Origin of the sequence: Streptomyces sp. NPDC006365 (assembly GCF_042870755.1) — a bacterium.
GTDB classification, from domain to species: Bacteria; Actinomycetota; Actinomycetes; order Streptomycetales; family Streptomycetaceae; genus Streptomyces; species Streptomyces xiangluensis.
On record NZ_JBIAHS010000008.1, the window covers coordinates 197,515 to 221,542 of the forward strand.

22 protein-coding genes are annotated in these 24,028 nt (G+C 69.2%); 7 read left to right on the forward strand and 15 right to left on the reverse strand.

What is annotated here, in order from left to right:
• Window positions 1–82: 82 nt before the first annotated feature.
• Complete coding sequence (locus ACFYO0_RS23125) at window positions 83–1,789, reverse strand: glycerol-3-phosphate dehydrogenase/oxidase (protein WP_388679000.1); 1,707 nt, start codon at window positions 1,787–1,789, stop codon at window positions 83–85.
• A gap of 272 nt (window positions 1,790–2,061) precedes the next feature.
• Here ACFYO0_RS23125 and ACFYO0_RS23130 point away from each other — a divergent pair, with 272 nt between their 5' ends.
• Window positions 2,062–3,267: a nucleotide sugar dehydrogenase gene (locus ACFYO0_RS23130; protein ID WP_388679003.1), complete on the forward strand. Its 1,206-nt coding sequence runs from the start codon at window positions 2,062–2,064 to the stop codon at window positions 3,265–3,267.
• Window positions 3,268–3,417: 150 nt separating this feature from the next.
• Here ACFYO0_RS23130 and ACFYO0_RS23135 read toward each other — a convergent pair whose 3' ends face one another.
• The 4 genes from ACFYO0_RS23135 to ACFYO0_RS23150 form a co-directional block, all read right to left on the reverse strand.
• Entirely contained in the window at window positions 3,418–4,542 is a 1,125-nt protein-coding gene (locus ACFYO0_RS23135) for a GuaB3 family IMP dehydrogenase-related protein (RefSeq protein ID WP_388679006.1), read from the reverse strand.
• A gap of 137 nt (window positions 4,543–4,679) precedes the next feature.
• Window positions 4,680–6,188, reverse strand: coding sequence for an IMP dehydrogenase (guaB, locus tag ACFYO0_RS23140; RefSeq protein ID WP_388679009.1), 1,509 nt, complete (start codon window positions 6,186–6,188; stop codon window positions 4,680–4,682).
• 175 nt (window positions 6,189–6,363) lie between these two features.
• Window positions 6,364–6,951, reverse strand: a complete 588-nt coding sequence (locus ACFYO0_RS23145) for a sigma-70 family RNA polymerase sigma factor (protein WP_033323245.1) — start codon at window positions 6,949–6,951, stop codon at window positions 6,364–6,366.
• Window positions 6,952–7,207: 256 nt separating this feature from the next.
• A complete protein-coding gene (locus tag ACFYO0_RS23150; RefSeq protein WP_003948568.1) occupies window positions 7,208–7,819 on the reverse strand; it encodes a response regulator transcription factor in 612 nt (203 codons plus the stop codon).
• A gap of 398 nt (window positions 7,820–8,217) precedes the next feature.
• On the opposite strand from ACFYO0_RS23150, the gene ACFYO0_RS23155 reads away from it, so the two are divergent.
• Window positions 8,218–8,547 (forward strand): WhiB family transcriptional regulator, encoded by a 330-nt coding sequence (locus ACFYO0_RS23155; RefSeq protein WP_386351442.1) that lies wholly within the window; start codon window positions 8,218–8,220, stop codon window positions 8,545–8,547.
• A 65-nt stretch (window positions 8,548–8,612) separates the two neighbouring features.
• Here the strand turns inward: ACFYO0_RS23155 and ACFYO0_RS23160 are convergent, their stop codons facing one another.
• Window positions 8,613–9,509, reverse strand: a complete 897-nt coding sequence (locus ACFYO0_RS23160; protein ID WP_388679012.1) for a LysR family transcriptional regulator — start codon at window positions 9,507–9,509, stop codon at window positions 8,613–8,615.
• Between the two features lie 80 nt (window positions 9,510–9,589).
• On the opposite strand from ACFYO0_RS23160, the gene ACFYO0_RS23165 reads away from it, so the two are divergent.
• From ACFYO0_RS23165 to ACFYO0_RS23175, 3 genes are all read left to right on the forward strand, one after another.
• Entirely contained in the window at window positions 9,590–10,255 is a 666-nt protein-coding gene (locus ACFYO0_RS23165) for an MOSC domain-containing protein (protein WP_388679014.1), read from the forward strand.
• Between the two features lie 76 nt (window positions 10,256–10,331).
• Window positions 10,332–11,105: an SDR family NAD(P)-dependent oxidoreductase gene (locus tag ACFYO0_RS23170; protein WP_388679016.1), complete on the forward strand. Its 774-nt coding sequence runs from the start codon at window positions 10,332–10,334 to the stop codon at window positions 11,103–11,105.
• Between the two features lie 162 nt (window positions 11,106–11,267).
• Window positions 11,268–11,975 carry an ester cyclase gene (locus ACFYO0_RS23175; protein ID WP_388679018.1) on the forward strand — a complete coding sequence of 236 codons (708 nt, stop codon included), beginning with the start codon at window positions 11,268–11,270 and terminating at the stop codon, window positions 11,973–11,975.
• Between the two features lie 132 nt (window positions 11,976–12,107).
• On the opposite strand, the gene groL is transcribed toward ACFYO0_RS23175, so the two are convergent.
• The 3 genes from groL to ACFYO0_RS23190 all read right to left on the reverse strand — a co-directional run bounded on the left by groL (window position 12,108) and on the right by ACFYO0_RS23190 (window position 15,199).
• Complete coding sequence (gene groL, locus ACFYO0_RS23180) at window positions 12,108–13,733, reverse strand: chaperonin GroEL (protein WP_388679021.1); 1,626 nt, start codon at window positions 13,731–13,733, stop codon at window positions 12,108–12,110.
• Window positions 13,734–13,838: 105 nt separating this feature from the next.
• On the reverse strand, window positions 13,839–14,147 hold the full coding sequence (gene groES, locus ACFYO0_RS23185) for a co-chaperone GroES (RefSeq protein WP_328769227.1): 309 nt from the start codon (window positions 14,145–14,147) through the stop codon (window positions 13,839–13,841).
• Window positions 14,148–14,422: 275 nt separating this feature from the next.
• Window positions 14,423–15,199 (reverse strand): polysaccharide deacetylase family protein, encoded by a 777-nt coding sequence (locus ACFYO0_RS23190; protein WP_388679024.1) that lies wholly within the window; start codon window positions 15,197–15,199, stop codon window positions 14,423–14,425.
• 141 nt (window positions 15,200–15,340) lie between these two features.
• On the opposite strand from ACFYO0_RS23190, the gene ACFYO0_RS23195 reads away from it, so the two are divergent.
• Window positions 15,341–16,594, forward strand: coding sequence for a methyltransferase domain-containing protein (locus ACFYO0_RS23195; protein WP_388679027.1), 1,254 nt, complete (start codon window positions 15,341–15,343; stop codon window positions 16,592–16,594).
• On the opposite strand, the gene ACFYO0_RS23200 is transcribed toward ACFYO0_RS23195, so the two are convergent.
• Genes ACFYO0_RS23200 through ACFYO0_RS23210 form a run of 3 tightly spaced genes read right to left on the reverse strand, consistent with a single transcriptional unit; the run spans window position 16,591 to window position 19,479 of the window.
• A complete protein-coding gene (locus ACFYO0_RS23200) occupies window positions 16,591–17,769 on the reverse strand; it encodes a dipeptidase (RefSeq protein WP_388679474.1) in 1,179 nt (392 codons plus the stop codon). The genes ACFYO0_RS23195 and ACFYO0_RS23200 overlap by 4 nt on opposite strands.
• Window positions 17,770–17,782: 13 nt before the next feature.
• Window positions 17,783–18,343: a 5-(carboxyamino)imidazole ribonucleotide mutase gene (purE, locus tag ACFYO0_RS23205; RefSeq protein ID WP_388679030.1), complete on the reverse strand. Its 561-nt coding sequence runs from the start codon at window positions 18,341–18,343 to the stop codon at window positions 17,783–17,785.
• Complete coding sequence (locus ACFYO0_RS23210; RefSeq protein ID WP_388679032.1) at window positions 18,340–19,479, reverse strand: 5-(carboxyamino)imidazole ribonucleotide synthase; 1,140 nt, start codon at window positions 19,477–19,479, stop codon at window positions 18,340–18,342. Before ACFYO0_RS23210 ends, purE begins: the two co-directional genes overlap by 4 nt.
• A 192-nt stretch (window positions 19,480–19,671) precedes the next feature.
• On the opposite strand from ACFYO0_RS23210, the gene ACFYO0_RS23215 reads away from it, so the two are divergent.
• Complete coding sequence (locus ACFYO0_RS23215; protein ID WP_388679476.1) at window positions 19,672–20,211, forward strand: GtrA family protein; 540 nt, start codon at window positions 19,672–19,674, stop codon at window positions 20,209–20,211.
• A 15-nt stretch (window positions 20,212–20,226) separates the two neighbouring features.
• Here the strand turns inward: ACFYO0_RS23215 and ACFYO0_RS23220 are convergent, their stop codons facing one another.
• From ACFYO0_RS23220 to ACFYO0_RS23230, 3 genes are all read right to left on the reverse strand, one after another.
• The gene (locus tag ACFYO0_RS23220) at window positions 20,227–21,507 is read right to left on the reverse strand and encodes an ATP-binding protein (protein ID WP_388679034.1); all 1,281 of its coding nucleotides are present in this window, start codon (window positions 21,505–21,507) and stop codon (window positions 20,227–20,229) included.
• Window positions 21,508–21,605: 98 nt separating this feature from the next.
• Window positions 21,606–22,283, reverse strand: coding sequence for a response regulator transcription factor (locus tag ACFYO0_RS23225; protein WP_386351476.1), 678 nt, complete (start codon window positions 22,281–22,283; stop codon window positions 21,606–21,608).
• Window positions 22,284–22,669: 386 nt separating this feature from the next.
• Complete coding sequence (locus ACFYO0_RS23230; protein ID WP_388679478.1) at window positions 22,670–23,989, reverse strand: hypothetical protein; 1,320 nt, start codon at window positions 23,987–23,989, stop codon at window positions 22,670–22,672.
• Window positions 23,990–24,028: the final 39 nt, after the last annotated feature.

Below are 24,028 nucleotides of genomic sequence, written 5' to 3' on the forward strand. Positions count from 1 at the left end.
TCCCTCACCCGACGAGCAGTCAGTGCCCAGGGTGGCCACAATCGGAATGCGCCACCCCCAACCCCGGCGAGGGCAGGCTGAGTTACAGCGGCACGATGTCCGGCGCCCCCAGTCGTGCCGCGTCGGCCGTCAGGTCGTCCGGCTGCCGCTGCGACTCACGCTCGGCCTCGACCCGCTTCTCGTAGTGCTGCACCTCACGCTCGATCTGGTCCTCGTCCCAGCCGAGCACCGGCGCCATCAGCTCCGCGGCCTCCCGTGCGCTGCGCGTCCCGCGGTCGAACGTCTCTATCGAGATGCGCGTACGCCGGGTCAGTACGTCGTCCAGGTGCCGCGCCCCCTCGTGCGAGGCGGCGTACACGATCTCGGCGCGCAGATAGTCCTCGGCGGCCGGCAACGGCTCGCCCAGGGAGCTGTCCTCGGCGATGAGGTCGAGCACCTCCTCGGCGAGCGCCCCGTACCGGTTCAACAGGTGTTCCACGCGCACCACATGGAGCCCGGTCCGCGCGGCGATCCGCGCCCGCGCGTTCCACAGCGCCCGGTACCCCTCGGCGCCGATGAGCGGGATGTCCTCGGTGACGCAGTCGGCGACGCGCTGGTCGAGACCGTGCACCGCCTCGTCCACCGCGTCCTTGGCCATTACGCGGTACGTCGTGTACTTGCCACCCGCCACGACCACGAGCCCCGGCACCGGATGCGCCACGGTGTGCTCGCGCGACAGCTTGCTGGTGGCGTCCGACTCCCCCGCCAGCAGCGGCCGCAGCCCCGCGTACACCCCCTGCACGTCGTCACGTGTGAGCGGCACCGCCAGCACCGAGTTGACGTGTTCCAGGAGATAGTCGATGTCCGCGCTGGACGCGGCCGGATGCGCCTTGTCCAGGTCCCAGTCGGTGTCCGTCGTACCCAGGATCCAGTGGCGTCCCCACGGGATCACGAACAGCACGGACTTCTCGGTCCGCAGTATCAGTCCCGTCGTCGAGTGGATCCGGTCCTTCGGGACGACCAAGTGGATGCCCTTGGACGCCCGTACATGGAACTGCCCTCGCTCGCCCACCATCGCCTGGGTGTCGTCCGTCCACACCCCTGTGGCGTTGACGACCTGCTTGGCGTGGATCTCGTACTCCCCGCCCGCCTCCACGTCCTGCACCCTGGCACCGACGACACGCTCGCCCTCGCGCAGGAAGCCGGTCACGCGCGCGCGGTTGGCGACTTTCGCGCCGTACGCCGCCGCCGTGCGCACCAGTGTCGCCACATAGCGGGCATCGTCCATCTGCGCGTCGTAGTACTGCAGGGCCCCGACCAGTGCGTCCTTCTTCAGGCAGGGTGCGACGCGCAGGGCGTGGCGGCGCGTCAGGTGACGGTGCATGGGCAGCCCTCGTCCGTGACCGCGCGCCATCGACATGCCGTCGTAGAGCGCGACGCCCGATCCCGCGTACAGCCGCTCCCAGCCCTGGTGCTGCAGGGGATACAGGAACGGCACCGGTTTCACGAGGTGCGGTGCCAGCCGCTCCAGCAACAGGCCGCGCTCCTTCAACGCCTCCCGCACGAGCGCGAAGTCGAGCATCTCCAGATAGCGCAGCCCGCCGTGTATGAGCTTGCTCGACCGGCTCGACGTGCCTGACGCCCAGTCACGCGCCTCGACCAGGCCGGTGGACAGTCCGCGGGTCGCGGCGTCCAGAGCGGTGCCTGCGCCGACCACGCCGGCGCCCACGACCAGCAGATCCAGCTCGTGCTCGGCCATGGATGCGAGTGACTCGGCGCGCTCCGCCGGTCCCAGTGCCGCTGTCCTCACCGCTGCCTCCCGCTTTCCGTCGAGCCGGCCTCATCTGGTCGGCGAGGCTCGGCCCACATTCCCCGCACCCAAAGTCTGACGGCGTTGCCCGACTTCGGCCACCACCCACCGCCAGCCTGTGGACAACTCTCGGCGACTCGCACGGAATCACCACCGGACAATCCCGCAAATCGGTCATATTTACTCCTAGTCTGACATTGCGCTCGCCCGTTCTGTCCACAGGGCTTGCGCCGTTGTCCCGCCTCGGCTATTGGGAAGGACGGCCCACCGCCATGCCCGCAGATCTCGCCGTCATCGGCCTCGGCCAGCTCGGCCTGCCCCTGGCCCAGGCCGCCGCCACCGCCGGCATCCCCACGCTCGGCTACCAGAGCGGCGACCCCGCACCGCTGTCCGCCGCCGACCTGCGCCGGATGCTCTCCTCAGGCTTCCGCCCGGCCACCGACCCCGCCGAACTCGGCCGCGTCCGCACCGCCGTCATCTGCACACCCACCCCGCGCGGCGCGGACGGCGGGCTCGATCTGACCCAGGTGACCGCCGCCGCGCGGGCCCTGGCCACACATCTGCGTCCGCACACCACGGTCATCCTGGAGTCACCCGTGTACCCGGGGACCACAGAGGAATTCCTACGCCCTCTCCTCGAAGAGGGTTCCGGGCTGCGCGCGGGCCGCGACTTCCACCTCGCGTACTCGCCCAGCCGTGTCGACCCGGGCAACCGCGACCACACCCCCGCCAGCACCCCGAAGGTCATCGGCGGCCTCACCCCCGCCTGCACCGAGTCGGCCGCCGCCTTCTACGGCCGGCTCACCGACAAGGTGGTACGCGCGCGTGGACCACGCGAAGCGGAGACCGTGCAACTCCTGGAGACCAACTACCGGCACGTCAACATCGCCCTGGTCAATGAAATGGCCGTACTCTGCCACGAGTTGGGCGTCGACCTGTGGGACGTCATCCGCTGTGCCGAGACCAAGCCCTTCGGCTTCCAGGCCTTCCGCCCCGGCCCCGGAGTCGGCGGCCACGCCGTCCCCCGGGACCTCGCGGGCCCCAAGACCCGTGCCCTGCGCATGGTCGAACTGGCCCAGCAGGTCAACAACCACATGCCCCAGTACGTCATCCAGCGCGCGGCCACGCTCCTCAACGAACACGGCAAGTCGGCCCGAGGCGCACGCGTGCTGCTCCTCGGCGTGACGTACAAGCCCGACCACGCCGACCAACAGGGCTCCCCCGCTCAGGAGATCGCTCTCCGGCTGATGGAGCTGGGCGCCGCCATCAGCTACGACGACCCGTACGTACCATCCTGGAGCGTTCTGGACCGCCCGGTCCCGCGCGCGGATTCCCTCTACGAGGCCACCGCCGACGCCGACCTGACGATCCTGCTCCAGCACCACCGCACGTACGACCTCCAGGGGTTGTCGGTGAAGGCACAGTTGCTGCTGGATACGCGGGGAGCTACGCCTACGGGGGCGGCGCACAGGTTGTGAAGCGGCGGCCGCTCACCAACCGAGGATCCGCGAGATCCACCTCTGGCGGCACTTCACCATGACCAGCCCAATCGGGCACAGCAAAGGGGCCCGGTCACCCACACGGGCAACCGGGCCCCTCCCTTCGCTCAAGACGAGCGCAGCGTCACGTCACCGCTTGTGCTGCGAGTCCGCCACCGTGACCTCAACCCGCTGGAACTCCTTCAGCTCGCTGTACCCGGTGGTCGCCATCGCCCGCCGCAGCGCACCGAAGAAGTTCATGGAACCGTCGGGGGTGTGCGAGGGACCCGCGAGGATCTCCTCGATCGTGCCGACCGTGCCGAGGTCGACCTTCTTGCCGCGCGGGAGCTCTTCGTTGACGGCTTCCATGCCCCAGTGGTTTCCCTTGCCGGGGCCGTCCGTGGCGCGGGCCAGCGGGGAGCCCATCATGACCGCGTCGGCGCCGCAGGCGATGGCCTTCGGGAGGTCGCCGGACCAGCCGACACCGCCGTCCGCGATCACGTGTACGTACCGTCCGCCGGACTCGTCCATGTAGTCCCGGCGGGCCGCCGCAACGTCCGCCACCGCCGTGGCCATGGGCACCTGAATGCCCAGGACGTTGCGCGTCGTGTGCGCGGCGCCGCCGCCGAAGCCGACCAGGACACCGGCCGCGCCCGTACGCATCAGGTGCAGCGCCGCCGTGTACGTGGCACAGCCGCCGACGATGACGGGGACGTCCAGCTCGTAGATGAACTGCTTCAGGTTCAGCGGCTCGGAGGCGCCCGATACATGCTCGGCCGACACCGTCGTACCGCGGATCACGAAGATGTCGACGCCCGCGTCCACGACGGCCTTGGAGAACTGGGCCGTGCGCTGCGGTGAGAGCGCGGCGGCGGTGACCACGCCCGAGTCGCGCACCTCCTTGATGCGCTGCCCGATCAGCTCCTCCTTGATGGGAGCCGTGTAGATCTCCTGGAGGCGGCGGGTCGCGGTCTCGGCGTCCAGCTCGACGATCTCGTCGAGGAGCGACTGCGGGTCCTCGTACCGCGTCCACAGGCCTTCGAGGTTCAGTACGCCGAGGCCGCCCAGCTCGCCGATGCGAATGGCCGTGGCCGGAGAGACGACCGAGTCCATGGGGGCGGCCAGGAAGGGCAGCTCGAAGCGGTAGGCGTCGATCTGCCAGGCGATCGAGACCTCCTTCGGGTCTCGCGTACGGCGGCTGGGGACGACGGCGATGTCGTCGAAGGCGTATGCCCGGCGGCCGCGCTTGCCGCGCCCGATCTCGATCTCAGTCACGTTCTGTGGCCTTTCCCTCTTCGTTGCAGCGTCTTCCAGTATCCCCGACGCCTATGACAAGGGCGGCCCCGAAGCTCCCGGGGCCGCCCTTGGCCGCGCTGCACGCGCGCGCGGATGCCGATTACGGCGTCGTACGACTACTTGTTGCGGCTGTAGTTCGGCGCCTCGACCGTCATCTGGATGTCGTGCGGGTGGCTCTCCTTGAGGCCCGCCGAGGTGATCCGTACGAACTTGCCGTTCGCCTGCAGCTCCGGAACGGTGCGACCACCGACGTAGAACATCGACTGGCGCAGACCGCCCACCAGCTGGTGGACGACCGAGGAGAGCGGGCCACGGTAGGGCACCTGGCCCTCGATGCCCTCCGGGACGAGCTGCTCGTCGGAGGCGACGCCCTCCTGGAAATAGCGGTCCTTGGAGAACGACTTGCGGTCGCCGCGGGACTGCATGGCCCCCAGGGAGCCCATTCCGCGGTACGACTTGAACTGCTTGCCGTTGATGAACATCAGCTCGCCCGGCGACTCCTCGCAGCCCGCGAGCAGGGAGCCCAGCATGACCGTGTCGGCGCCCGCGACCAGGGCCTTCGCGATGTCGCCGGAGTACTGCAGGCCGCCGTCACCGATGACCGGGACCCCGGCCTCCTTGGCGGCGAGCGACGCTTCGTAGATGGCCGTCACCTGCGGTACGCCGATGCCGGCGACCACCCGCGTCGTACAGATCGAGCCGGGGCCGACGCCGACCTTGATGCCGTCCACGCCGGCGTCGATCAACGAGCGGGCGCCGTCGCGCGTGGCGATGTTGCCGCCGATCACGTCGACGCCCGACGAGTTCGACTTGATCTTGGCGACCATGTCGCCGACGAGCTTGGAGTGGCCGTGCGCGGTGTCGACGACGATGAAGTCGACACCCGCCTCGATGAGGGCCTGGGCGCGCTCGAACGCGTCACCCGCGACGCCCACGGCGGCACCGACGAGCAGGCGCCCCTCGCCGTCCTTCGCCGCGTTCGGGTACTTCTCGGCCTTCACGAAGTCCTTGACCGTGATGAGGCCCTTGAGGACACCGGCGTCGTCGACGAGCGGCAGCTTCTCGATCTTGTGGCGGCGCAGCAGCTGCATCGCGTCGTCACCGGAGATGCCGACCTTGCCGGTGACCAGCGGCATCGGCGTCATCACCTCGCGCACCTGACGCGATCGGTCGGTCTCGAAGGCCATGTCGCGGTTGGTGACGATGCCGAGCAGCTTGCCGCCGCCATCGGTGACCGGGACACCGCTGATACGGAACTTGCCGCACAGCGCGTCCGCCTCGGCGAGCGTCGCGTCCGGGTGCACCGTGATCGGGTCGGCGACCATGCCGGACTCCGAGCGCTTCACCAGGTCGACCTGGTTGGCCTGGTCCTCGATGGAGAGATTGCGGTGCAGCACACCGACACCGCCCTGGCGGGCCATCGCGATCGCCATGCGGGCCTCGGTGACCTTGTCCATCGCGGCGGACAGCAGCGGGATGTTCACCCGCACGTTCTTGGAGACGTACGAGGCGGTGTCGATCTGGTCGGGCGCCATGTCCGACGCGCCCGGCAGCAGCAGCACGTCGTCGTAGGTCAGCCCGAGTGTCGCGAATTTCTCGGGCACTCCGTCGACGTTGGCAGTCATGACACCTTCCCCAAATGGCCTTGATCGGTGCGGATGTCCATGCTAACGGCGAACTGGGGGCTCTGATTCCACACCATGGGCTGCTCCGCCGCTTCGTGGGTTCGTACGGTCCTGGTGGCCTCCTCGTTCACCACCTGCCCGACTCCCGCCGATCCAGGGATCCCGGAAGCCGGCCCTACTGCTCGGCCAGCGCCCTCAGGCGGCTCAGCGCCCGGTGCTGAGCGACCCGGACCGCTCCCGGAGACATCCCCAGCATCTGGCCCGTCTCCTCGGCCGTGAGGCCCACCGCGATCCTCAGGAGCAGCAGCTCACGCTGGTTCTCCGGAAGGTTCGCCAGGAGCTTCTTGGCCCACTCGGCGTCGCTGCTGAGGAGGGCGCGCTCCTCGGGGCCGAGGGAGTCGTCGGGCCGCTCGGGCATCTCGTCCGAGGGCACGGCCGTCGAGCCGGGGTGGCGCATCGCGGCGCGCTGCAGATCGGCGACCTTGTGCGCGGCGATGGCGAAGACGAATGCCTCGAAGGGGCGCCCCGTGTCCTTGTAGCGCGGCAGTGCGAGCAGCACCGCCACGCAGACCTCCTGCGCCAGGTCCTCGACGAAGTGCCGTGCGTCACCAGGCAGCCGGGACAGCCGGGTGCGGCAGTAGCGCAGCGCGAGGGGGTGTACATGGGCGAGCAGATCGTGCGTGGCCTGCTCGTCACCGTCGACAGCACGATGCACGAGCGAACCGATTGCCCCTTGGGCAGTGGCCGCCTCGTCGTCGCGCATCGGTCCATGGTGCCTTGGCGTCGTCTGTTCCGTGGCACCGCGTTCGTTGTTGTGCACCGAAGCGTTATGAGCAGGTGCGCCGGAACTCATCTCCTGCGCCCTCCCCTCCCGCTCGACCGACTCGTCCCCGAGGAACTCCACACCTCAAGGATGCGGCATCGGCGCCGAAACGAGCAGCGGGCACCTGTCGGGCCCTCTCTCCACCCCCGCCCACCACGCGGCAGGCGGGGGTTTTCCTACCCCCGCTGCACTTCACCTAACGGACCAGGCCCCACCGGAAACCGAGCGCCACCGCATGGGCACGGTCCGAGGCGCCGAGCTTCTTGAACAGGCGCCGGGCGTGGGTCTTGACGGTGTCCTCCGAGAGAAACAACTCACGGCCGATCTCCGCGTTCGACCGGCCGTGGCTCATGCCCTCGAGCACCTGGATCTCTCGCGCGGTGAGCGTCGGTGCGGCACCCATCTCCGCGGAGCGGAGCCTGCGCGGGGCGAGCCGCCAGGTCGGGTCGGCGAGTGCCTGCGTCACGGTCGCCCGCAGCTCGGCGCGCGAGGCGTCCTTGTGCAGATAACCGCGGGCACCGGCGGCCACGGCGAGCGCCACACCGTCCAGGTCCTCGGCGACGGTGAGCATGATGATGCGCGCACCGGGATCGGCGGACAACAGTCGCCGGACCGTCTCCACGCCACCCAGACCGGGCATGCGTACGTCCATCAGAATCAGGTCCGAGCGGTCGGCGCCCCAGCGGCGGAGGACTTCCTCGCCGTTGGCCGCCGTCGTCACACGCTCGACGCCGGGCACGGTCGCGACCGCGCGGCGCAACGCCTCTCGGGCAAGCGGGGAGTCGTCGCAGACGAGGACCGATGTCATGACTGTCCTCCGCGGCTCTCACAGCTGCTGCGCGTCACCTTGAGCCTCCAGGCTGGTACGAATCGTCACCTGTGCGGTCGATACTCGCCGACGGATTCTGCCGTCCGACCGAGCGTTTGTTCCTTCAACCGCCTCAGCACACTCAACGACGGTCACTCGAAAGAGTTACGGGGCGGTGGGCCACCTTCGGCACTCTACGTGAGGGCGCGGACACGGTGCAGACACCCGCAAAGGACCCTCAAGGTTTCATCACAAGGCATGCCCCATTCAGACGTTTTTCTTCCCATTCGCTGGTGTCTGTAGCTAGATTCGCAATGAGTCATATTTTCATCTCCTTAGATCGTCTACACGCGATCATGGGCACGCACCCGCCTGAACGGCCACAAGGGGACAACGCAATGGCAGATTTCTCCCGCCTTCCCGGACCCAACGCGGATCTGTGGGACTGGCAGCTCCTCGCGGCCTGCCGCGGAGTCGACAGCTCCCTGTTCTTCCACCCGGAGGGCGAGCGCGGGGCAGCCCGGAGCGCTCGCGAGAACTCGGCCAAAGAGGTCTGCATGAGGTGCCCGGTACGCGCGGAGTGCGCGGCGCACGCGCTGGCGGTGCGCGAGCCGTACGGGGTATGGGGCGGACTCACCGAGGACGAACGTGAAGAGCTCATGGGACGCGCCCGCAACCGGCTGGTATCGGCCTCGGCGCCGAGCGGGGGCGTTCCATCGAACAACTGAACAATTGAAGGAACGTTTCTGCGCAGAGTTCGCCAGGCGATGCTCCGCTGAGGGCTGCGCTCTTCTCAGCGCGCCGCGGCGCGGGCCAACTCGTTCAGCGTGGCCGCCACCGCGGGCACGTGGGCCAGGTCGGGCAGCGTGAGCGCGACGATCTCCCGCCGGAGCGCGGGTTCCACCGTCACCGTGCGTGCCCTCTTGGGGCGTACGGACTCGATGGCGAGCTCCGGCAGGACGGCGACGCCCAGACCCGCACCGACCAGACCGACCACCGCCGGGTAGTCGTCGGTCGCGAAGTCGATACGCGGAGTGAAACCGGCGCTCTCGCAGGCCTCGACGAGCTGGCCGCGGCAGCGGGGGCAGCCCGCGATCCACGGGTCCCCGGCGAGTTCGCCGAGGGCGACCGACTTCGCACGGGCCAGCCGGTGCCCCTCCGGTACGAGCCCGACGAGCCGGTCGCTGAGCAGCGGCCGCACCACCAGGTCGTCCCACTCCTCGGCGCCCGCCGCGCCCTCGTACCGGAAGGCCAGCGCCACATCGCAGTCGCCCTCGCGGAGCATCTTCACCGAGTGCGGCGGCTCGGCCTCCTCCAGGGAGACCCGGGTGCCGGGGTGTGCGGCGCGCAGGGCGGCGAGCGCGGTCGGCACGAGCGTGGAGCTGCCGCTGGGGAACGAGACCAGGCGGACCCGTCCCGCTCGCAGGCCCGCGATCGCGGCGACCTCCTCCTCGGCGGCGGTGAGGCCGGCGATGATGCCCGCGGCATGGCGCACAAGCGCCTCGCCCGCCTGCGTCAGGCGCATTTCGCGGCCCGTGCGGATCAGCAGCGGGGTGCCGACGGAGGCTTCGAGGGCCTTCATCTGCTGACTGACGGCGGGCTGGGTGCAGCCCAGCTCACGCCCCGCCGCCGAGAAGGAACCGGTGGCGGCCACGGCGCGCAGCACACGGAGATGACGGGCTTCGATCACGTTCTGAGCATAAGCGCATCTTGGGTACGTTGCCGAATATTGCACCGCACCTTTGGTCGCCCATCGCCTAGCGTGCCGGCATGAAGCTTCTTTCTCTGAATCTGGGCCGGGCCGAGGCCAGCGAGCACACGGATCAGCCGGAGCGTGTGACCGGGATCGACAAGCGGCCGGTGGCCGGGCCGGTGCGGGTGGCGGCGCCCGGGCCCAAGGGGGTCGGGGCCAGTGGGGTGGCCGGGGACGCCGTGTGTCACACGCGGCATCACGGTGGGGACCACCAGGCCGTGTACGCCTTCGCGCGCGAGGATCTCGACGACTGGGAGCGGGAGCTCGGGCGGACCCTGGTCAGCGGCACGTTCGGCGAGAACCTCACCACGGAGGGGCTCGACGTATCCGGCGCGAAGATCGGGGAGCGCTGGCGGATCGGTTCCGAGGTGGTCCTCGAGGTCACCAGCGGGCGGATTCCGTGCAGTACGTTCCAGGGCCATCTCGGGGAGAAGGGCTGGGTCAGGCGGTTCACGCGGAAGGGGGCGCCCGGAGCGTATCTGCGGGTGATCGAGCCGGGGGAGATACGGGCCGGGGACCCGATCGAGATCGTGCACCGACCGGACCACGAGGTGACCGTCTCCTTCCAGTTCCGCGCGGTCACCACCGAGCGGGAGCTGCTGCCGCGGCTGCTCGCGGCGGGCGATGCGCTGCATCCGGAGGCGATCGAGAGGGCGCGGACCTATATGGCGCAGCAGAGTTGACGGACCGTCACTCCGGTGTGGCGGAATCCGGGAATCCGGTGCTCTCAAGTCGGCGAGCACTCAATAACCTTGGGCCATGACAACGGCTCTGATTACGGGATCGACCGCGGGCATCGGCGCCGCCTTCGCACGGCGCCTGGCCTCCGACGGCCACAACCTCGTGCTGGTGGCGCGTGACAAGAAGCGGCTCGGCGAGCAGGCGACCGAGTTGCACGACCGGCACGGCATCGAGGCGGAGGTGCTGTCGGCGGACCTGGCGACGGACGACGGCATCGAGGCGGTGGCCGGCCGCCTCTCGGACCGTAAGCACCCGGTCGACCTGCTGGTCAACAACGCCGGCTTCGGCAACAAGGGCCGCTATCTGGACGTACCGATGGCCGACGAGCTGAAGATGCTCAAGGTGCACTGCGAGGCGGTGCTCCGGTTGACCTCGGCGGCTGCGGAGTCCATGCGGGACCGGGGTCGTGGGGGCATCGTCAACGTCGCGTCGGTGGCCGCGTTCCTGCCGCGTGGCACCTACGGGGCGTCCAAGGCCTGGGTCGTGCAGTTCACGCAGGGCGCGGCGAGAGATCTGGCCGGGTCCGGGGTCCGGCTGATGGCGCTGTGCCCCGGATTTGTGCGTACGGAGTTCCATGAGCGGGCCGGGATGGGAACGGACAACATCCCCAACTGGATGTGGCTCGACGCCGACAAGCTGGTCACGACGGCACTCGCGGACCTGGCCCGCGGCAAGTCGGTATCCATCCCCGACCCTCGCTACAAAGCCCTCATGGGCATCGTGAAGGTGACCCCGCGTGGTCTGCTCGGCGGGATCAGCTCGAGGACGGGGCGGAAATACGGGCCGCAGTAGCGCCCGGCCGTCGCAGCCGGCGCCTGATCGCCTCAAGCCCTTATTTCAAACCCCTCAATTTCAAGGCACCCATTCAAGTCGCTCATTCAACTAAAACACTCCTGGGCGATTTTCACTAAAATGGGGGATTCAGCCGGAGTCAGGGGGGCTGGAGGCGGCGTCATGACCTTTGTGCAACTCATCGACTGCAAGACGAGTCGGTTCGACGAGGTGAACCAGCTCATGGACACCTGGGTCGAGCGGACCAAGGGGAAGCGGACGGCGACGCACAGTCTGATCGGCCAGGACCGGTCCGACTCGTCGCACATCATCGAGATCGTCGAGTTCCCGTCGTACGAGGAGGCTATGCGGAACTCGAATCTGCCCGAAACGGACGAGGTCTTCCGCGAGATGGTGGCGCTCTGCGAGGAGATGCCGACGTTCACGGACCTGGACGTCGTACGGGACGAACAGCTGTACGCGGCCAATGTCAGCAGGCTCTTCGAGGCGATGGGCACGAAAGGTGAACTGCCTCCGCTCAACGATCTGATCGCGGAGAACTACCACGACCACGATCCCTCCAACGACCAGGACACCATCGGACTCGACGCGATACGGCGCGAGATGGGGATGTGGCGCGGAGCGTTCGACTTCACGTTCACCCTTGACGACCAGATCGCCCAGGGCGACCGCGTCAGTACCCGCTGGACCTGGAACGGCACCCACAAAGGTGACTTCCTGGGGATTCCGTCGACCGGCAGGACGGTCGGCATGACCGGAACGACCATCTTCCGCTGCCGGGAGGACGGCAAGATCGTCGAGGGCTGGTGGCAGTACGACCGGCTGGGGCTGATGGCCCAGCTCGGAGTGCTCGACCCGCTCGAACTCTAGCCGGGAAGCCGAGCAGGCGGCCGGGCATCCGGCTTGGCAGCGCGAAAGGCCCGGTACCCGCGCTTGGGGTACCGGGCCTTTCGCCGGGCGTCGTCAGGGACGTACCGCCCTACTGTCCGAGCTGTCCGTGGCTCAGTGGGAGTGACCGTGGCCGTGGCCCCCGGCCTCCGGCTCCTCCTCGGCCGGCTTCTCGACGACCAGGGTCTCGGTCGTCAGGAGCAGGGAGGCGATGGAGGCGGCGTTCTCCAGGGCGGAGCGGGTGACCTTGACCGGGTCGATGACGCCCTGCTTGACCAGGTCGCCGTATTCGCCGGTCGCGGCGTTGAAGCCCTGGTTCTTGTCGAGCTCGGCCACCTTGGCGGTGATGACGTAGCCCTCGAGGCCCGCGTTCTCCGCGATCCAGCGCAGCGGCTCGACGACGGCCCTGCGGACGACGGCGACACCCGTGGCCTCGTCGCCGGTCTTGCCGAGGGAACCCTCCAGGACCTTCGCGGCGTGGACGAGCGCGGAGCCACCACCGGAGACGATGCCCTCCTCGACCGCGGCACGGGTCGCGGAGATGGCGTCCTCCAGACGGTGCTTCTTCTCCTTGAGCTCGACCTCGGTGGCCGCGCCCACGCGGATCACGCACACGCCGCCGGCCAGCTTCGCGAGGCGCTCCTGGAGCTTCTCGCGGTCCCAGTCGGAGTCCGTGGTCTCGATCTCGGCCTTGATCTGGGCGACGCGGCCCGCGACGTCGTCGGACTTGCCGCCGCCGTCGACGATCGTCGTGTCGTCCTTGGTGACGGTCACGCGCCGGGCGGTGCCCAGCACGTCAAGACCGGCCTGGTCCAGCTTGAGGCCGACCTCCTCGGCGATGACGGTGGCACCGGTGAGGGTGGCCATGTCGCCGAGCATCGCCTTGCGGCGGTCGCCGAAGCCGGGGGCCTTCACGGCCACCGCGTTGAACGTGCCGCGGATCTTGTTCACGACCAGGGTCGACAGGGCCTCGCCCTCGACGTCCTCGGCGATGATCAGCAGCGGCTTGGAGGAGTTGGTCTGGATGACCTTCTCCAGCAGCGGCAGCATGTCCTGGATGGAGGAGATCTTGCCCTGGTGGATCAGGATGTACGGGTCGTCGAGGACGGCCTCCATGCGCTCCTGGTCCGTCACGAAGTACGGCGACAGGTAGCCCTTGTCGAAGGCCATGCCCTCGGTGAAGTCCAGCTCGAGACCGAAGGTGTTGGACTCCTCGACGGTGATGACACCGTCCTTGCCGACCTTGTCCATCGCCTCGGCGATCAGCTCGCCGACCTGCGGGTCCTGGGCGGAAAGCCCGGCGACGGCGGCGATGTCAGCCTTCTCGTCGATCGGACGGGCGGTCGCGAGGAGGTCCTCGGAGATCGCGGCGACGGCCGCGTCGATGCCCTTCTTCAGGGCGGCGGGGGACGCGCCGGCGGCGACGTTCCGCAGGCCCTCGCGCACCAGCGCCTGGGCCAGCACGGTGGCGGTGGTCGTACCGTCACCCGCCACGTCGTTGGTCTTGGTCGCCACCTCCTTCACCAGCTGGACGCCGAGGTTCTCGTACGGGTCCTCGACCTCGACCTCGCGGGCGATGGTGACGCCGTCGTTGGTGATGGTGGGCGCGCCGAACTTCTTGTCGATCACGACGTTGCGGCCCTTGGGGCCGATGGTCACCTTGACCGTGTCGGCCAGCTTGTTGACGCCGCGCTCGAGGGCGCGACGGGCGTCCTCGTCGAACTTCAGGATCTTCGCCATGGAGCTGAGTCAGTCCTTTCGGAAAAAACGAACCGCGCCCCCGGCGCCCGGCTTCTTAGTGGTTGCGGGGGGCCAGGGGCGCAGTTCAAAGCAAACCTGGGTGAATTACTTCTCGATGATCGCGAGCACGTCGCGAGCCGAGAGGACGAGGTACTCCTCGCCGCTGTACTTCACCTCGGTGCCGCCGTACTTGCTGTACAGCACGATGTCGCCGGTCTTCACGTCGAGCGGCAGGCGCTCGCCGTTCTCGAACCGGCCCGGGCCCACGGCGAGGACGACGCCCTCCTGGGGCTTCTCCTTCGCAGTGTCCGGGATGACCAGGCCAGAGGCCGTGGTCTGCTCGGCCTCGACGGCCTGGACCACAATGCGGTCCTCGAGCGGCTTGATGGCAACCTTGGAGCTGGCGGTCGTCACGATCCGACCTCCCCCTTCGGAGATCTCACGGGGTTAACTGTCTGAGGTGGCGACCAGGTCGATCCGTCGTCGCGGGTGCCGGACCTGCCCGTCGCGTTGTTGGCACTCTCCACTGGGGAGTGCCAGACCTGAGACTATGACCGCGATTAGCACTCGGTCAAGCGGAGTGCCAATCGCCTCCGGCGTGTTCGCGGTTATTGGGCACCCTGGGTCGGTGTCGCCGTCCCCTGGGGGCTCCTCCCTCAGACCCCCGTATCGGCCTTGCCGCCTCGTCCTCAAACGCCGGACGGGCTGGATGGCGACAGGTAGTCCTCCAGGCGCGCCACCGTGAAGCCCTGCTCCTGGATGTCGTTCAGCACTCTGGTCGTCGTCTCCGCGAGGGTCGCGCCGTTGCGGCCCTCGGGGCGGAGGATGTCGCCCGCTCGCAGGCGGTCCGGGTCGCGCCACAGGACCACCGCCGTGACTCCGCAGTCCGCTGCTGCTCTGAGCGTGTCGTCGTTGTGGGCGCCGTACGGGGGGCGGAAGAGGCGGGGGCGGATTCCGAAGCGTTGCTTGAGTTTCTCCTGTTGGCCGCAGATCTCGGCTCGCTGGCCGGCGTAGGGGAGGCCGGGCAGGTAGGGGTGGTCCAGGGTGTGGTTCTGGACGCTCGCGCCTACCGCGCGCAGGCGACCGAAGTGCGCGTACCCCGGTCCGACGACGCTGTCCGTGAGGAACATGGTGACCGGCAGCCGAAGTTCGCGGACCATGTCGACGAACCTCGGATCCCGCTCGGCGCTGTCGTCGAAGGTCAGGAAGACCACCTTGTCGCGGGTGGGGACGCGGTCGACGACGGGCGGCAGGCCCGGACCCGCGGGGCGTACGGCGGGGCGGCCGGGTGGCTTCGGCGCCGGGGGGAGCGGGGCGGGCAGGCCCCAGCGGCGGTACGTCGCGGCCGGGAGGCTGTGGGTCCGCAGCGTGGACGTCGCCTTCTTGTCGAGCCGTTCGACCGGGTCGACGGGCCGGGAACAGCCGGTGGCGCCGACGGCGAGCAGTGCGGACGCGAGTACGGCCATGGCGAGAGCGCGACTGAAGCCAGTTCTGCCATCTTGTCGTACGGAACGCATGGTCCCGGATCCTCACAGGCATGAGCCGTACGAGCCCCCCGACACCGCTGCCGGGCGCGCACCATCCACCGACTGGCCCACAATGGAACCGTGGACGATCACGACCCTCTGGCCTCCTTCGCCGCGCTGCTCACCGACCGCGGACGGTTTCTCCTCGACGAGGTGCGGGAGGTCGAACCGGCGCAGGAGCTGGCCGTGGCCACGCGGTTGCGGCGGGAGCATCCCGCCGAGCTCGTGTCCGCGGCGATCGCGCAGGCGCGGTGGCGGCAGCGGGCGGCGGGAAAGTTCGGGGGCGCTGACGCCGGGCGGATGTTCTTTACCGCCAACGGGATCGAGCAGGCGACCCGGGCGACGGTCGCGGCGTACCGGGCGGAGCGTTTCACGGAGCTCGGCGTACGGTCCGTCGCCGATCTCTGCTGCGGCATCGGCGGCGACGCGATCGCCCTCGCCCGCGCGGGGGTACGTGTCCTGGCTGTCGACCGCGATCCGCTGACCTGCGCGGTGGCGCGAGCGAACGCCGACGCGCTCGGACTCGGCGACCTGATCGACGTACGGGAGTCGGATGTCACGGAGGTCGATACATCCTCGCACGACGCGGTCTTTGTCGACCCCGCCAGGCGCGGTGGCAGACAAGGAGGGGCCGCGCGCAGCGGGTCGGTGAGGGGCGGTGGTCGGGTGACGGGCGGGCGTGTTTTCGACCCCGAGGCCTATTCGCCGCCTCTCTCCTGGGCCGTCGAGGCGGCCCTCAAGGCACCTCGTGCCGCGCTGAAGATCGCGCCCGGGATTCCGCACGAGGCGGTTCCGGGCGACGCCGAGGCCGAGTGGGTCTCGGATTCCGGGGACGTGAAGGAGGCCGTGCTGTGGTTCGGCACCGAGCCCGGCCTTGTGCGCGCCACCCTCTTGCCAGGGCCGCGCAGCCTGCGTGGCCGTGGGCTGCCCGATCCTCAAGTCCGGGCGCCGGGGCGGTACTTGTACGAACCAGACGGTGCCGTCATCCGCGCCCATCTGGTCGCGGAGGTCGCCGAGGAGGTCGGCGGCGGACTGCTCGACGAGACGATCGCGTACGTCACCGCGGACGCCGTGACCCCGACCCCGTACGCCACCGCCTACGAGATCACCGACCAGCTCCCCTTCAGCGTAAAGAAGTTGAAGGCGCTGCTCCGAGAGCGCCAAGTCGGCACCCTGACCGTCAAGAAACGCGGCTCGGCGGTCGAGCCGGAGGAACTCCGCCGCAAGGTGAAGCCGCAGGGGCCGAACTCGGCGACAGTGTTCCTGACTCGAGTTCGGGGTGCTCCGACCATGCTGATCGGGCATCCCGTCCAGCGGCGGAAGCCCCCTGGCTAGCCGTCCAGTTGCGCCAGTGTCGCGTTCGACGGCCCCCTGCGGGAACGCTCGGCGCGTGCCACATCCTCCGCTGCTCCCAGGACCCGTACCGCGTTCTGCCAGGTCAGCTTGGCGAGGTCGGGCTTTGACCAGCCGCGGCTGAGGAGTTCGGCGATGAGGTTCGGGTAGCCCGAGACGTCGTGCAGGCCGTCGGGGGTGAAGGCCGTGCCGTCGTAGTCGCCGCCGATGCCGATGTGGTCGATTCCGGCGGCCTCGCGCATGTGGTCCAGGTGGTCGGCGACCGTCGCGGCCGTGGCGACCGGGCGGGGGTGCGAGTCCTCGAAGGCGCGGTGGACCTTCATCGCCTCCGACGTGGTGTCCAGGGAGTGGAAGCCGTGCTCGCGCATGTTCTCGTCCGCCGCCGCCGTCCAGTCGACGGCCGCCTGGAGGACGAACTTCGGCACGAACGTCACCATCGCCACGCCGCCGTTGGCCGGCAGGCGCTCCAGTACGTCGTCGGGAATGTTGCGGGGGTGGTCGCACACCGCGCGCGAGGAGGAGTGGGAGAAGATCACGGGCGCGACGGTCGTATCGAGGGCGTCGCGCATCGTCGTCGGCGCGACGTGCGAGAGGTCCACGAGCATGCCCTCGCGGTTCATCTCCCGGACCACCTCGCGGCCGAAGGCCGACAGGCCGCCCACGCTCGGCTCGTCCGTCGCGGAGTCCGCCCAGGGGATGTTGTCGTTGTGGGTGAGCGTCATATAGCGGACGCCCAGCGCGTACAGCGCCCGTAGCGTCGCCAGGGAGCTCGCGATCGAGTGGCCGCCCTCCGCGCCCATCAGCGAGGCGATACGGCCCTCGCCGCGCGCCGCCTCCATGTCGGCGGCCGTCAGCGCGGCCCTCAGGTCCGCGGGATGGCGCGCGATCAACTGCCGTACGCAGTCGATCTGTTCGAGCGTGGCGGACACGGGCTCCGGCAGGTCCGAGCGGACGTACACCGACCAGAACTGGGCGCCCACGCCGCCCGCGCGCAGCCGTGGCAGATCCGTGTGCAGGTGCGCGCTCTGGTCGGTGGCGAGGTCGCGGGCGTCGTGGTCGTAGCGGACCTGTTGGCGCAGGGCCCAGGGGAGGTCGTTGTGCCCGTCGGCGACCGGGAACTGGCGCAGCAGTTCCCGGGCTTCGTCCAGGGAGGTCAGCGGCGCCACGCCCTCAGCTCCCCGAACCGAAGCCGAAGCCCGACGCACCTTCGGCCTTGGCGCGCAGGCGCTTGCCCTTCTCCGCCGCCTGGTCGTTCAGCTCCTGCTGGAACTCCCGCATACGGCCCCGGAGTTCCTCGTCGTGGGCGCCGAGGATACGGGCCGCGAGCAGTCCGGCATTGCGTGCGCCGGCGACCGACACGGTGGCGACCGGCACCCCGGCCGGCATCTGCACGATCGACAGCAGCGAGTCCATGCCGTCCAGGTGCTTGAGCGGCACGGGCACGCCGATCACGGGCAGCGGGGTCACGGAGGCGAGCATGCCCGGCAGATGAGCGGCTCCGCCCGCACCCGCGATGATCACCTTGATGCCGCGGTCCGCCGCCTCCTCGCCGTACGCGATCATCTCGCGCGGCATCCGGTGCGCGGAGACGACATCGACCTCGTACGCGATCTCGAACTCGTCCAGGGCCTGGGCCGCCGCTTCCATGACGGGCCAGTCGGAGTCCGAGCCCATGACGATGCCGACGACGGGACCCGTCGAAGAATCTGCAGACTCAGCCGAAGTGCTCATTCGGTGATCGTCCCTCTCAGGTATGCGGCTGCGTGACGGGCGCGGTCGAGGACGTCGGCCAGGTCGTCGCCGTAGGTGTTGACGTGGCCGACCTTGCGGCCCACCTTCACGTCCTTGCCGTACATATGGATCTTGAGCTGTGGGTCACGGGCCATGCAGTGCAGGTACGCGGAGTACATGTCGGGGTAGTCGCCGCCGAGGACGTTCACCATGACCGTCCACTCGGCGCGCGGGCGCGGGTCGCCGAGGGGCAGGTCGAGGACCGCGCGGACGTGGTTGGCGAACTGGGAGGTGATCGCGCCGTCCTGGGACCAGTGGCCGGAGTTGTGGGGGCGCATGGCCAGCTCGTTGACCAGGATGCGGCCGTCGCGGGTCTCGAAGAGCTCGACGGCGAGGTGGCCTATGACGTCGAGTTCCTTGGCGATGTTCAGGGCGAGCTGCTCGGCCTGGAGCGCCCGCTCCGCGGGCAGGTCCGGGGCCGGGGCGATCACCGTGTCGCAGACGCCGTTGACCTGCCGCGATTCCACGACGGGGTATGCGACCGCCTGGCCGTGGGGCGAGCGGACCACGTTCGCGGCGAGTTCCCGTACGAAGTCGACCCTTTCCTCGGCGAGGACCGGGACGCCGGCGCGGAAGGGATCCTCGGCCTCCGCCGCGGACCCCACGACCCACACGCCCTTGCCGTCGTAGCCGCCGCGGACGGTCTTGAGGACGACGGGAAAGCCGTCACCTTCCCCCGCGAACGCGGCCACGTCCTCGGGATCGCTCACGATCCGGTGCCGTGGACACGGCACCCCGATCGCGTCGAGTCTCGCGCGCATCACGCCCTTGTCCTGGGCGTGCACGAGAGCGTCGGGGCCGGGGCGTACGGGAATGCCGTCCGCCTCCAGGGCCCGCAAATGCTCGGTGGGCACATGCTCGTGATCGAAGGTGATCACATCGCAGCCCCGCGCGAAGTCACGCAGCGTGTCGAGATCGCGATAGTCGCCGACGACGACATCGCTGACGACCTGCGCCGCCGAGTCCTGGGGAGTGTCACTGAGGAGCTTGAATCTGATGCCGAGCGGGATGCCAGCCTCGTGCGTCATACGAGCGAGCTGGCCCCCGCCGACCATGCCGACTACCGGGAACGTCACGCACCCAGGGTAACGGGCGCACCGGGGCGCCCAAGCAGCCCGCATGATCATCGAAACATCCGCATGTTCATCACGTACCGGCCACATCTGCGGCTCTGCCCAGGACTGGACCGGGAGAGCTGGATAACATGGCGGAGTCGACGGAAGTTGACGAAGTTGGCATATCCGACGAGACGGGGGCTGGGCGACACCATGGGCAAAGGTGGTTCACGCGGGGCACATGCCGCGCCGCGCAGCGCGGTACGCCAGCGCATCGACCGTCTTACACGGGAGGTCGCCAAGTTCGGGGCAGTCGGCGGCATGGGACTGCTGGTCAACCTTCTCGTCTTCAACCTCGTACGCAGCACCACGGACCTGCAGGTCGTGCGAGCCAGTGTGATCGCCACGGTGGTGGCGATCGTCTCCAACTACATAGGGTTCCGCTACTTCACCTACCGCGACCGCGACAAGAGCGGCCGCACCAAGGAACTCTCGCTCTTCCTGCTGTTCAGCGCCATCGGCCTGGTCATCGAGAACGGCATTCTGTTCGCCGCCACCTACGGCCTCGGCCTCGACAGCCCCCTGCAGAGCAACGTCTTCAAGTTCCTCGGCATCGGTATCGCGACCCTGTTCCGCTTCTGGTCCTACCGCACCTGGGTGTTCCGCACGCTCCCGGCACGCGAGGCCGTGGCCAGTGCCGAATCGTTCCTGACGGAGGACCGCCCGACCCGCCAGTTCCAGCGCGTGCGCTGAACACCAACCCCGGCGCTATCGCACTGTCTGCTCCGGCTCCTGGCCCGCCGACGCCCGCTTCTTCGGCGTACGCGACAGGAACAGGCCGAAGACAGGCGGCTGGGCCTGGAGCATTTCGAGCCGACCGCCGTCCGCCTCCGCCAGGTCACGGGCCACGGCGAGGCCGATGCCGGTGGAGTTCTGGCCGCTGATGGCCCGCTCGAAGATCCGGGCGCCGAGCTCGGCGGGGACGCCCTCGCCCTCGTCGGTCACCTCGACCACGGCCTGGTTTCCGGTGACGCGGGTGCGCAGGGCGACCGTGCCGCCGCCGTGCATGAGCGAGTTCTCGATCAGGGCGGCCAGCACCTGGGCCACCGCTCCTGGGGTGCCCACCGCCTGCAGATGCCGCTTGCCCGAGCTGACGATGGCGCGGCCCGCGCTGCGGTAGGCGGGGCGCCATTCCGCGAGCTGCTGGTTGATGACCTCGTCCAGGTCGAAGGTGACGGCGGAGCCGGTGCGCGGGTCGCGGGAGTTGGTGAGCAGCCGTTGCACCACGTCCGTGAGGCGCTCCACCTGACCGAGCGCGATGGTCGCCTCCTCCTTCACCGTGTCCGGGTCGTCGGTGAGGGTGATCTCCTCCAGGCGCATGGACAAGGCAGTGAGGGGCGTACGGAGCTGGTGGGAGGCGTCGGCGGCCAGCCGGCGTTCGGCCGTGAGCATCCGGGCGATGCGCTCGGCGGAACTGTCCAGCACATCGGCGACGCGGTCCAGCTCCGGCACTCCGTACCGCTTGTGGCGCGGTCGCGGGTCCCCGGAGCCGAGCCGCTCGGCGGTCTCCGCGAGGTCGGTCAGCGGGGAGGCGAGCCGGTTGGCCTGGCGTACGGCGAGCAGTACGGCGGCGATCACCGCGAGCAGGGCGACCGCGCCGATGATCAGGAACGTACGGCCGACTTCGCGGGTGACCGAGGACCGCGGCTCCTCGACCGTGACCGTCTCGCCCTCCTCGCCCCTGGCCTCCTTCGACTGGATGACGCGACCGCTGGGCTTGGTGCCGATCTCGATCGGATCCCGCCCCGGAATCTCGACACGCGCATACCGCTCGTCCGTGACCTGATCCTCGAGAATCTCGGCACTGATCTGCTCATCCCCGAGAATCCGACTGTCGACGATGCTGGCCAGCCGCAGCGCCTCCAGATCCACGCGTTCCTGCGCACTGGCACTGATGGTCCGGGTCTCGACGATGACGAGCGAAACCCCGAACACGGCAATCACAACAAGGACCACGGCGAGGGTGGACTGAATGAGACGGCGACGCACGGGGCCCTCCGAGCAGCTGGTTTACGAGGTCCAGTGTGCCGTGCCCCGAAGGGGCGCGGGGCTGCGTCAATCCGCGGCTCCGCATTCCCGGAGGGGGTTCAGCTCTTCTCGAAGCGGAACCCCACCCCGCGTACCGTTGCGATGTATCGCGGATTGGCCGCGTCATCGCCGAGCTTCTTGCGCAACCACGAGATATGCATATCGAGGGTCTTGGTAGACGACCACCACGTCGTGTCCCACACCTCACGCATCAACTGGTCACGCGTGACGACCCGCCCCGCATCCCGAACCAGCACCCGAAGAAGATCGAACTCCTTGGCCGTCAGCTGGAGTTCCTCGTCCCCCATCCACGCCCGGTGCGACTCGACATCGATGCGGACCCCGTGCGTGGCGGGCGCCTGCTGCGGCTCCGTGGCCCCGCGCCGAAGCAGCGCCCGGACCCGGGCGAGCAGCTCGGCAAGACGGAACGGCTTGGTGACGTAGTCGTCGGCGCCCGCGTCGAGGCCCACAACTGTGTCCACCTCGTCGGCGCGCGCGGTCAGAATGAGGATCGGGATGGTGTGGCCTTCGGCACGCAGCCGACGGGCCACCTCCAGTCCGTCCATACCGGGCAGCCCGAGGTCGAGCACGACCAGATCGACGCCACCCTGGATGCCGGCGTCGAGCGCGGTGGGTCCGTCCTCACGTACCTCGACCTCGTAACCCTCCCGGCGCAGAGCACGGGCCAGCGGCTCCGAAATGGACGCGTCGTCCTCGGCGAGCAGTACTCGGGTCATGGGGTGATGGTAGTCCGCAGTGGACAACCACCGTGAGGGAAGATCGAGATCTCGGTAAAAGCCCGCACTCCCACCCACCCGCACTCTCCCACCTGCGGGAGGGGAGTGGGCCGGGTGCGTCGTATGCCCGTCGCGGAGGTTCTGTCTCAGGCCACCCGCGCCCTGTGGCAGCCGAAGGGCCGCACGCCCACCCTGCGACGGGCTGACGCACCGGCCCACGGCCCCGGCCCACCCACGCACCCCAGGGGCGCGGGCCGTATCAATGTGCGGCTCCGCCGCGATGGGGGCCCCGCTCATGGGGGTCCCCCCGCTCGAGCGAAGCCGAGAGTGGGGGAGCGAGCAACCACAACCCACCCGCAGATACGAACCGCGCCCCCAGCGGAGCGCTACCGCAGGCGACGTCGCGGCATAAACGTGAACACCGCGCCGCCCAACAGAATCGTCGTGCCCGCCAGCAGCCCCAGTGCCCGCAGCAGCCCGCTGTCGTCGGACCCCGTGTCCGCGAGGCCACCGCCCGAGGACGCGGGCCCCGCACCCGACGTACCCGCTCCACCGGCGGAGCCACCCGCGGCTCCGCCCGGCTGAGACGAGGTATCCAGCGTCAGCGAAACCTCACTCTTGGCCGGCGTACACGTAGTCGTCGTACCCAGCGCCTCCACCGTCAGCACACCCGGCGAAAGCGTCGACTCACCGTCCGCCCCCGGCTTGTAGGTGCCCGTCAGGTTGGGAATCTCGATCGGATCGCCCGACTTGATCGGCTCCGGGTTCGTCGGGCCCTCCACACGCACAGTGCCCTTGTCCGCGCCGCCCAGCGCAACCTCCATCGACGGCTTCACGGAGTCCGCCGGGATGTCCGCGGGACTGTCCATGACCGACTTCTTGAACTGCACCGTCAGCCCGAAGTTCCCGCCGTCCTTCTTGGCGTCGATCTGCACGGGAGAGGTCGCGCTCTTGTCCCCGATCGGCGTCTTGCACTCGTACGGAATCTCGACCTCCTTGCCCGTGAACTCGGTCTGCCCGCCACCGGACCCACCGGAGTCCGAACCACCGGAGTCGCCGCTGTCACCCCCGGTCGCGCTCTCAGAGGGATCCGAGGGAGACGACGGAGGCGTACTGCCGGTCGGCAGCTCCGTCGGAACCTCCGTGGGCACCGGGGGCACCCCCGTCGGCAGCCCACCCGTCGTGCCCCCGGAGTCTCCCCCGCTCACCTTGATCGTCGCGGCCGACTTCACCGCCTCCGTCGGCGTGCACTTGGTGTCCGCGGACACGGGCTTGTTGACGTTGACGTTGTACGCGTCCGGGGTCAGCGTGACCTCCCCGGCTGCCGTCAGCTTCAGCGTGCCCTTCATGTCGGAGAGCTTCATGTCGCTGTTCTTCGGGATGGGGGGGTTCTGCCGGGGCCCCTCCATGGCGATGTCGCCGGTCTGCGCGCCGCCCGCCTTGAGGGTGCCGGTCGGCTGGACGGTGTCCTTCTCCAGGTCGATGATGTCGGGGTTCTTGGAGGCGGCCTTCACGAACTTCCAGGTGATCTGCACCTCGTCCCCGACCTTCGCCTCGGCGGGCGCGGTGATCTCCACCTGGGTCGTTCCCTGCACCGGATCCATCCCGGAGATCGCAGGCGGTACGCACTCGGTCTTGTACGACACCTCGGCCGCCTGGGCGGGCACTGCGGCCACACCGAGCAGGATGCCCGCGCCACCGAGCATCAGCGCGACTCCGGCCGCGCTCGCTCTAGGACGCTTCCG

Coding starts and splice junctions, on each gene's coding strand:
- ACFYO0_RS23230 (WP_388679478.1), bottom strand. CDS start 23,989: ATGCTCGGTGGCGCGGGCATCCTGCTCGGTGTGGCCGCAGTGCCCGCC.
- guaB (WP_388679009.1), bottom strand. CDS start 6,188: ATGACTGCCAACGTCGACGGAGTGCCCGAGAAATTCGCGACACTCGGG.
- ACFYO0_RS23150 (WP_003948568.1), bottom strand. CDS start 7,819: ATGACATCGGTCCTCGTCTGCGACGACTCCCCGCTTGCCCGAGAGGCG.
- purE (WP_388679030.1), bottom strand. CDS start 18,343: ATGAGCACTTCGGCTGAGTCTGCAGATTCTTCGACGGGTCCCGTCGTC.
- ACFYO0_RS23225 (WP_386351476.1), bottom strand. CDS start 22,283: ATGACCCGAGTACTGCTCGCCGAGGACGACGCGTCCATTTCGGAGCCG.
- ACFYO0_RS23175 (WP_388679018.1), top strand. CDS start 11,268: ATGACCTTTGTGCAACTCATCGACTGCAAGACGAGTCGGTTCGACGAG.
- ACFYO0_RS23190 (WP_388679024.1), bottom strand. CDS start 15,199: ATGGCCGTACTCGCGTCCGCACTGCTCGCCGTCGGCGCCACCGGCTGT.
- ACFYO0_RS23130 (WP_388679003.1), top strand. CDS start 2,062: ATGCCCGCAGATCTCGCCGTCATCGGCCTCGGCCAGCTCGGCCTGCCC.
- ACFYO0_RS23170 (WP_388679016.1), top strand. CDS start 10,332: ATGACAACGGCTCTGATTACGGGATCGACCGCGGGCATCGGCGCCGCC.
- ACFYO0_RS23165 (WP_388679014.1), top strand. CDS start 9,590: ATGAAGCTTCTTTCTCTGAATCTGGGCCGGGCCGAGGCCAGCGAGCAC.
- ACFYO0_RS23215 (WP_388679476.1), top strand. CDS start 19,672: ATGGGCAAAGGTGGTTCACGCGGGGCACATGCCGCGCCGCGCAGCGCG.
- groL (WP_388679021.1), bottom strand. CDS start 13,733: ATGGCGAAGATCCTGAAGTTCGACGAGGACGCCCGTCGCGCCCTCGAG.
- ACFYO0_RS23155 (WP_386351442.1), top strand. CDS start 8,218: ATGGCAGATTTCTCCCGCCTTCCCGGACCCAACGCGGATCTGTGGGAC.
- ACFYO0_RS23145 (WP_033323245.1), bottom strand. CDS start 6,951: ATGCGCGACGACGAGGCGGCCACTGCCCAAGGGGCAATCGGTTCGCTC.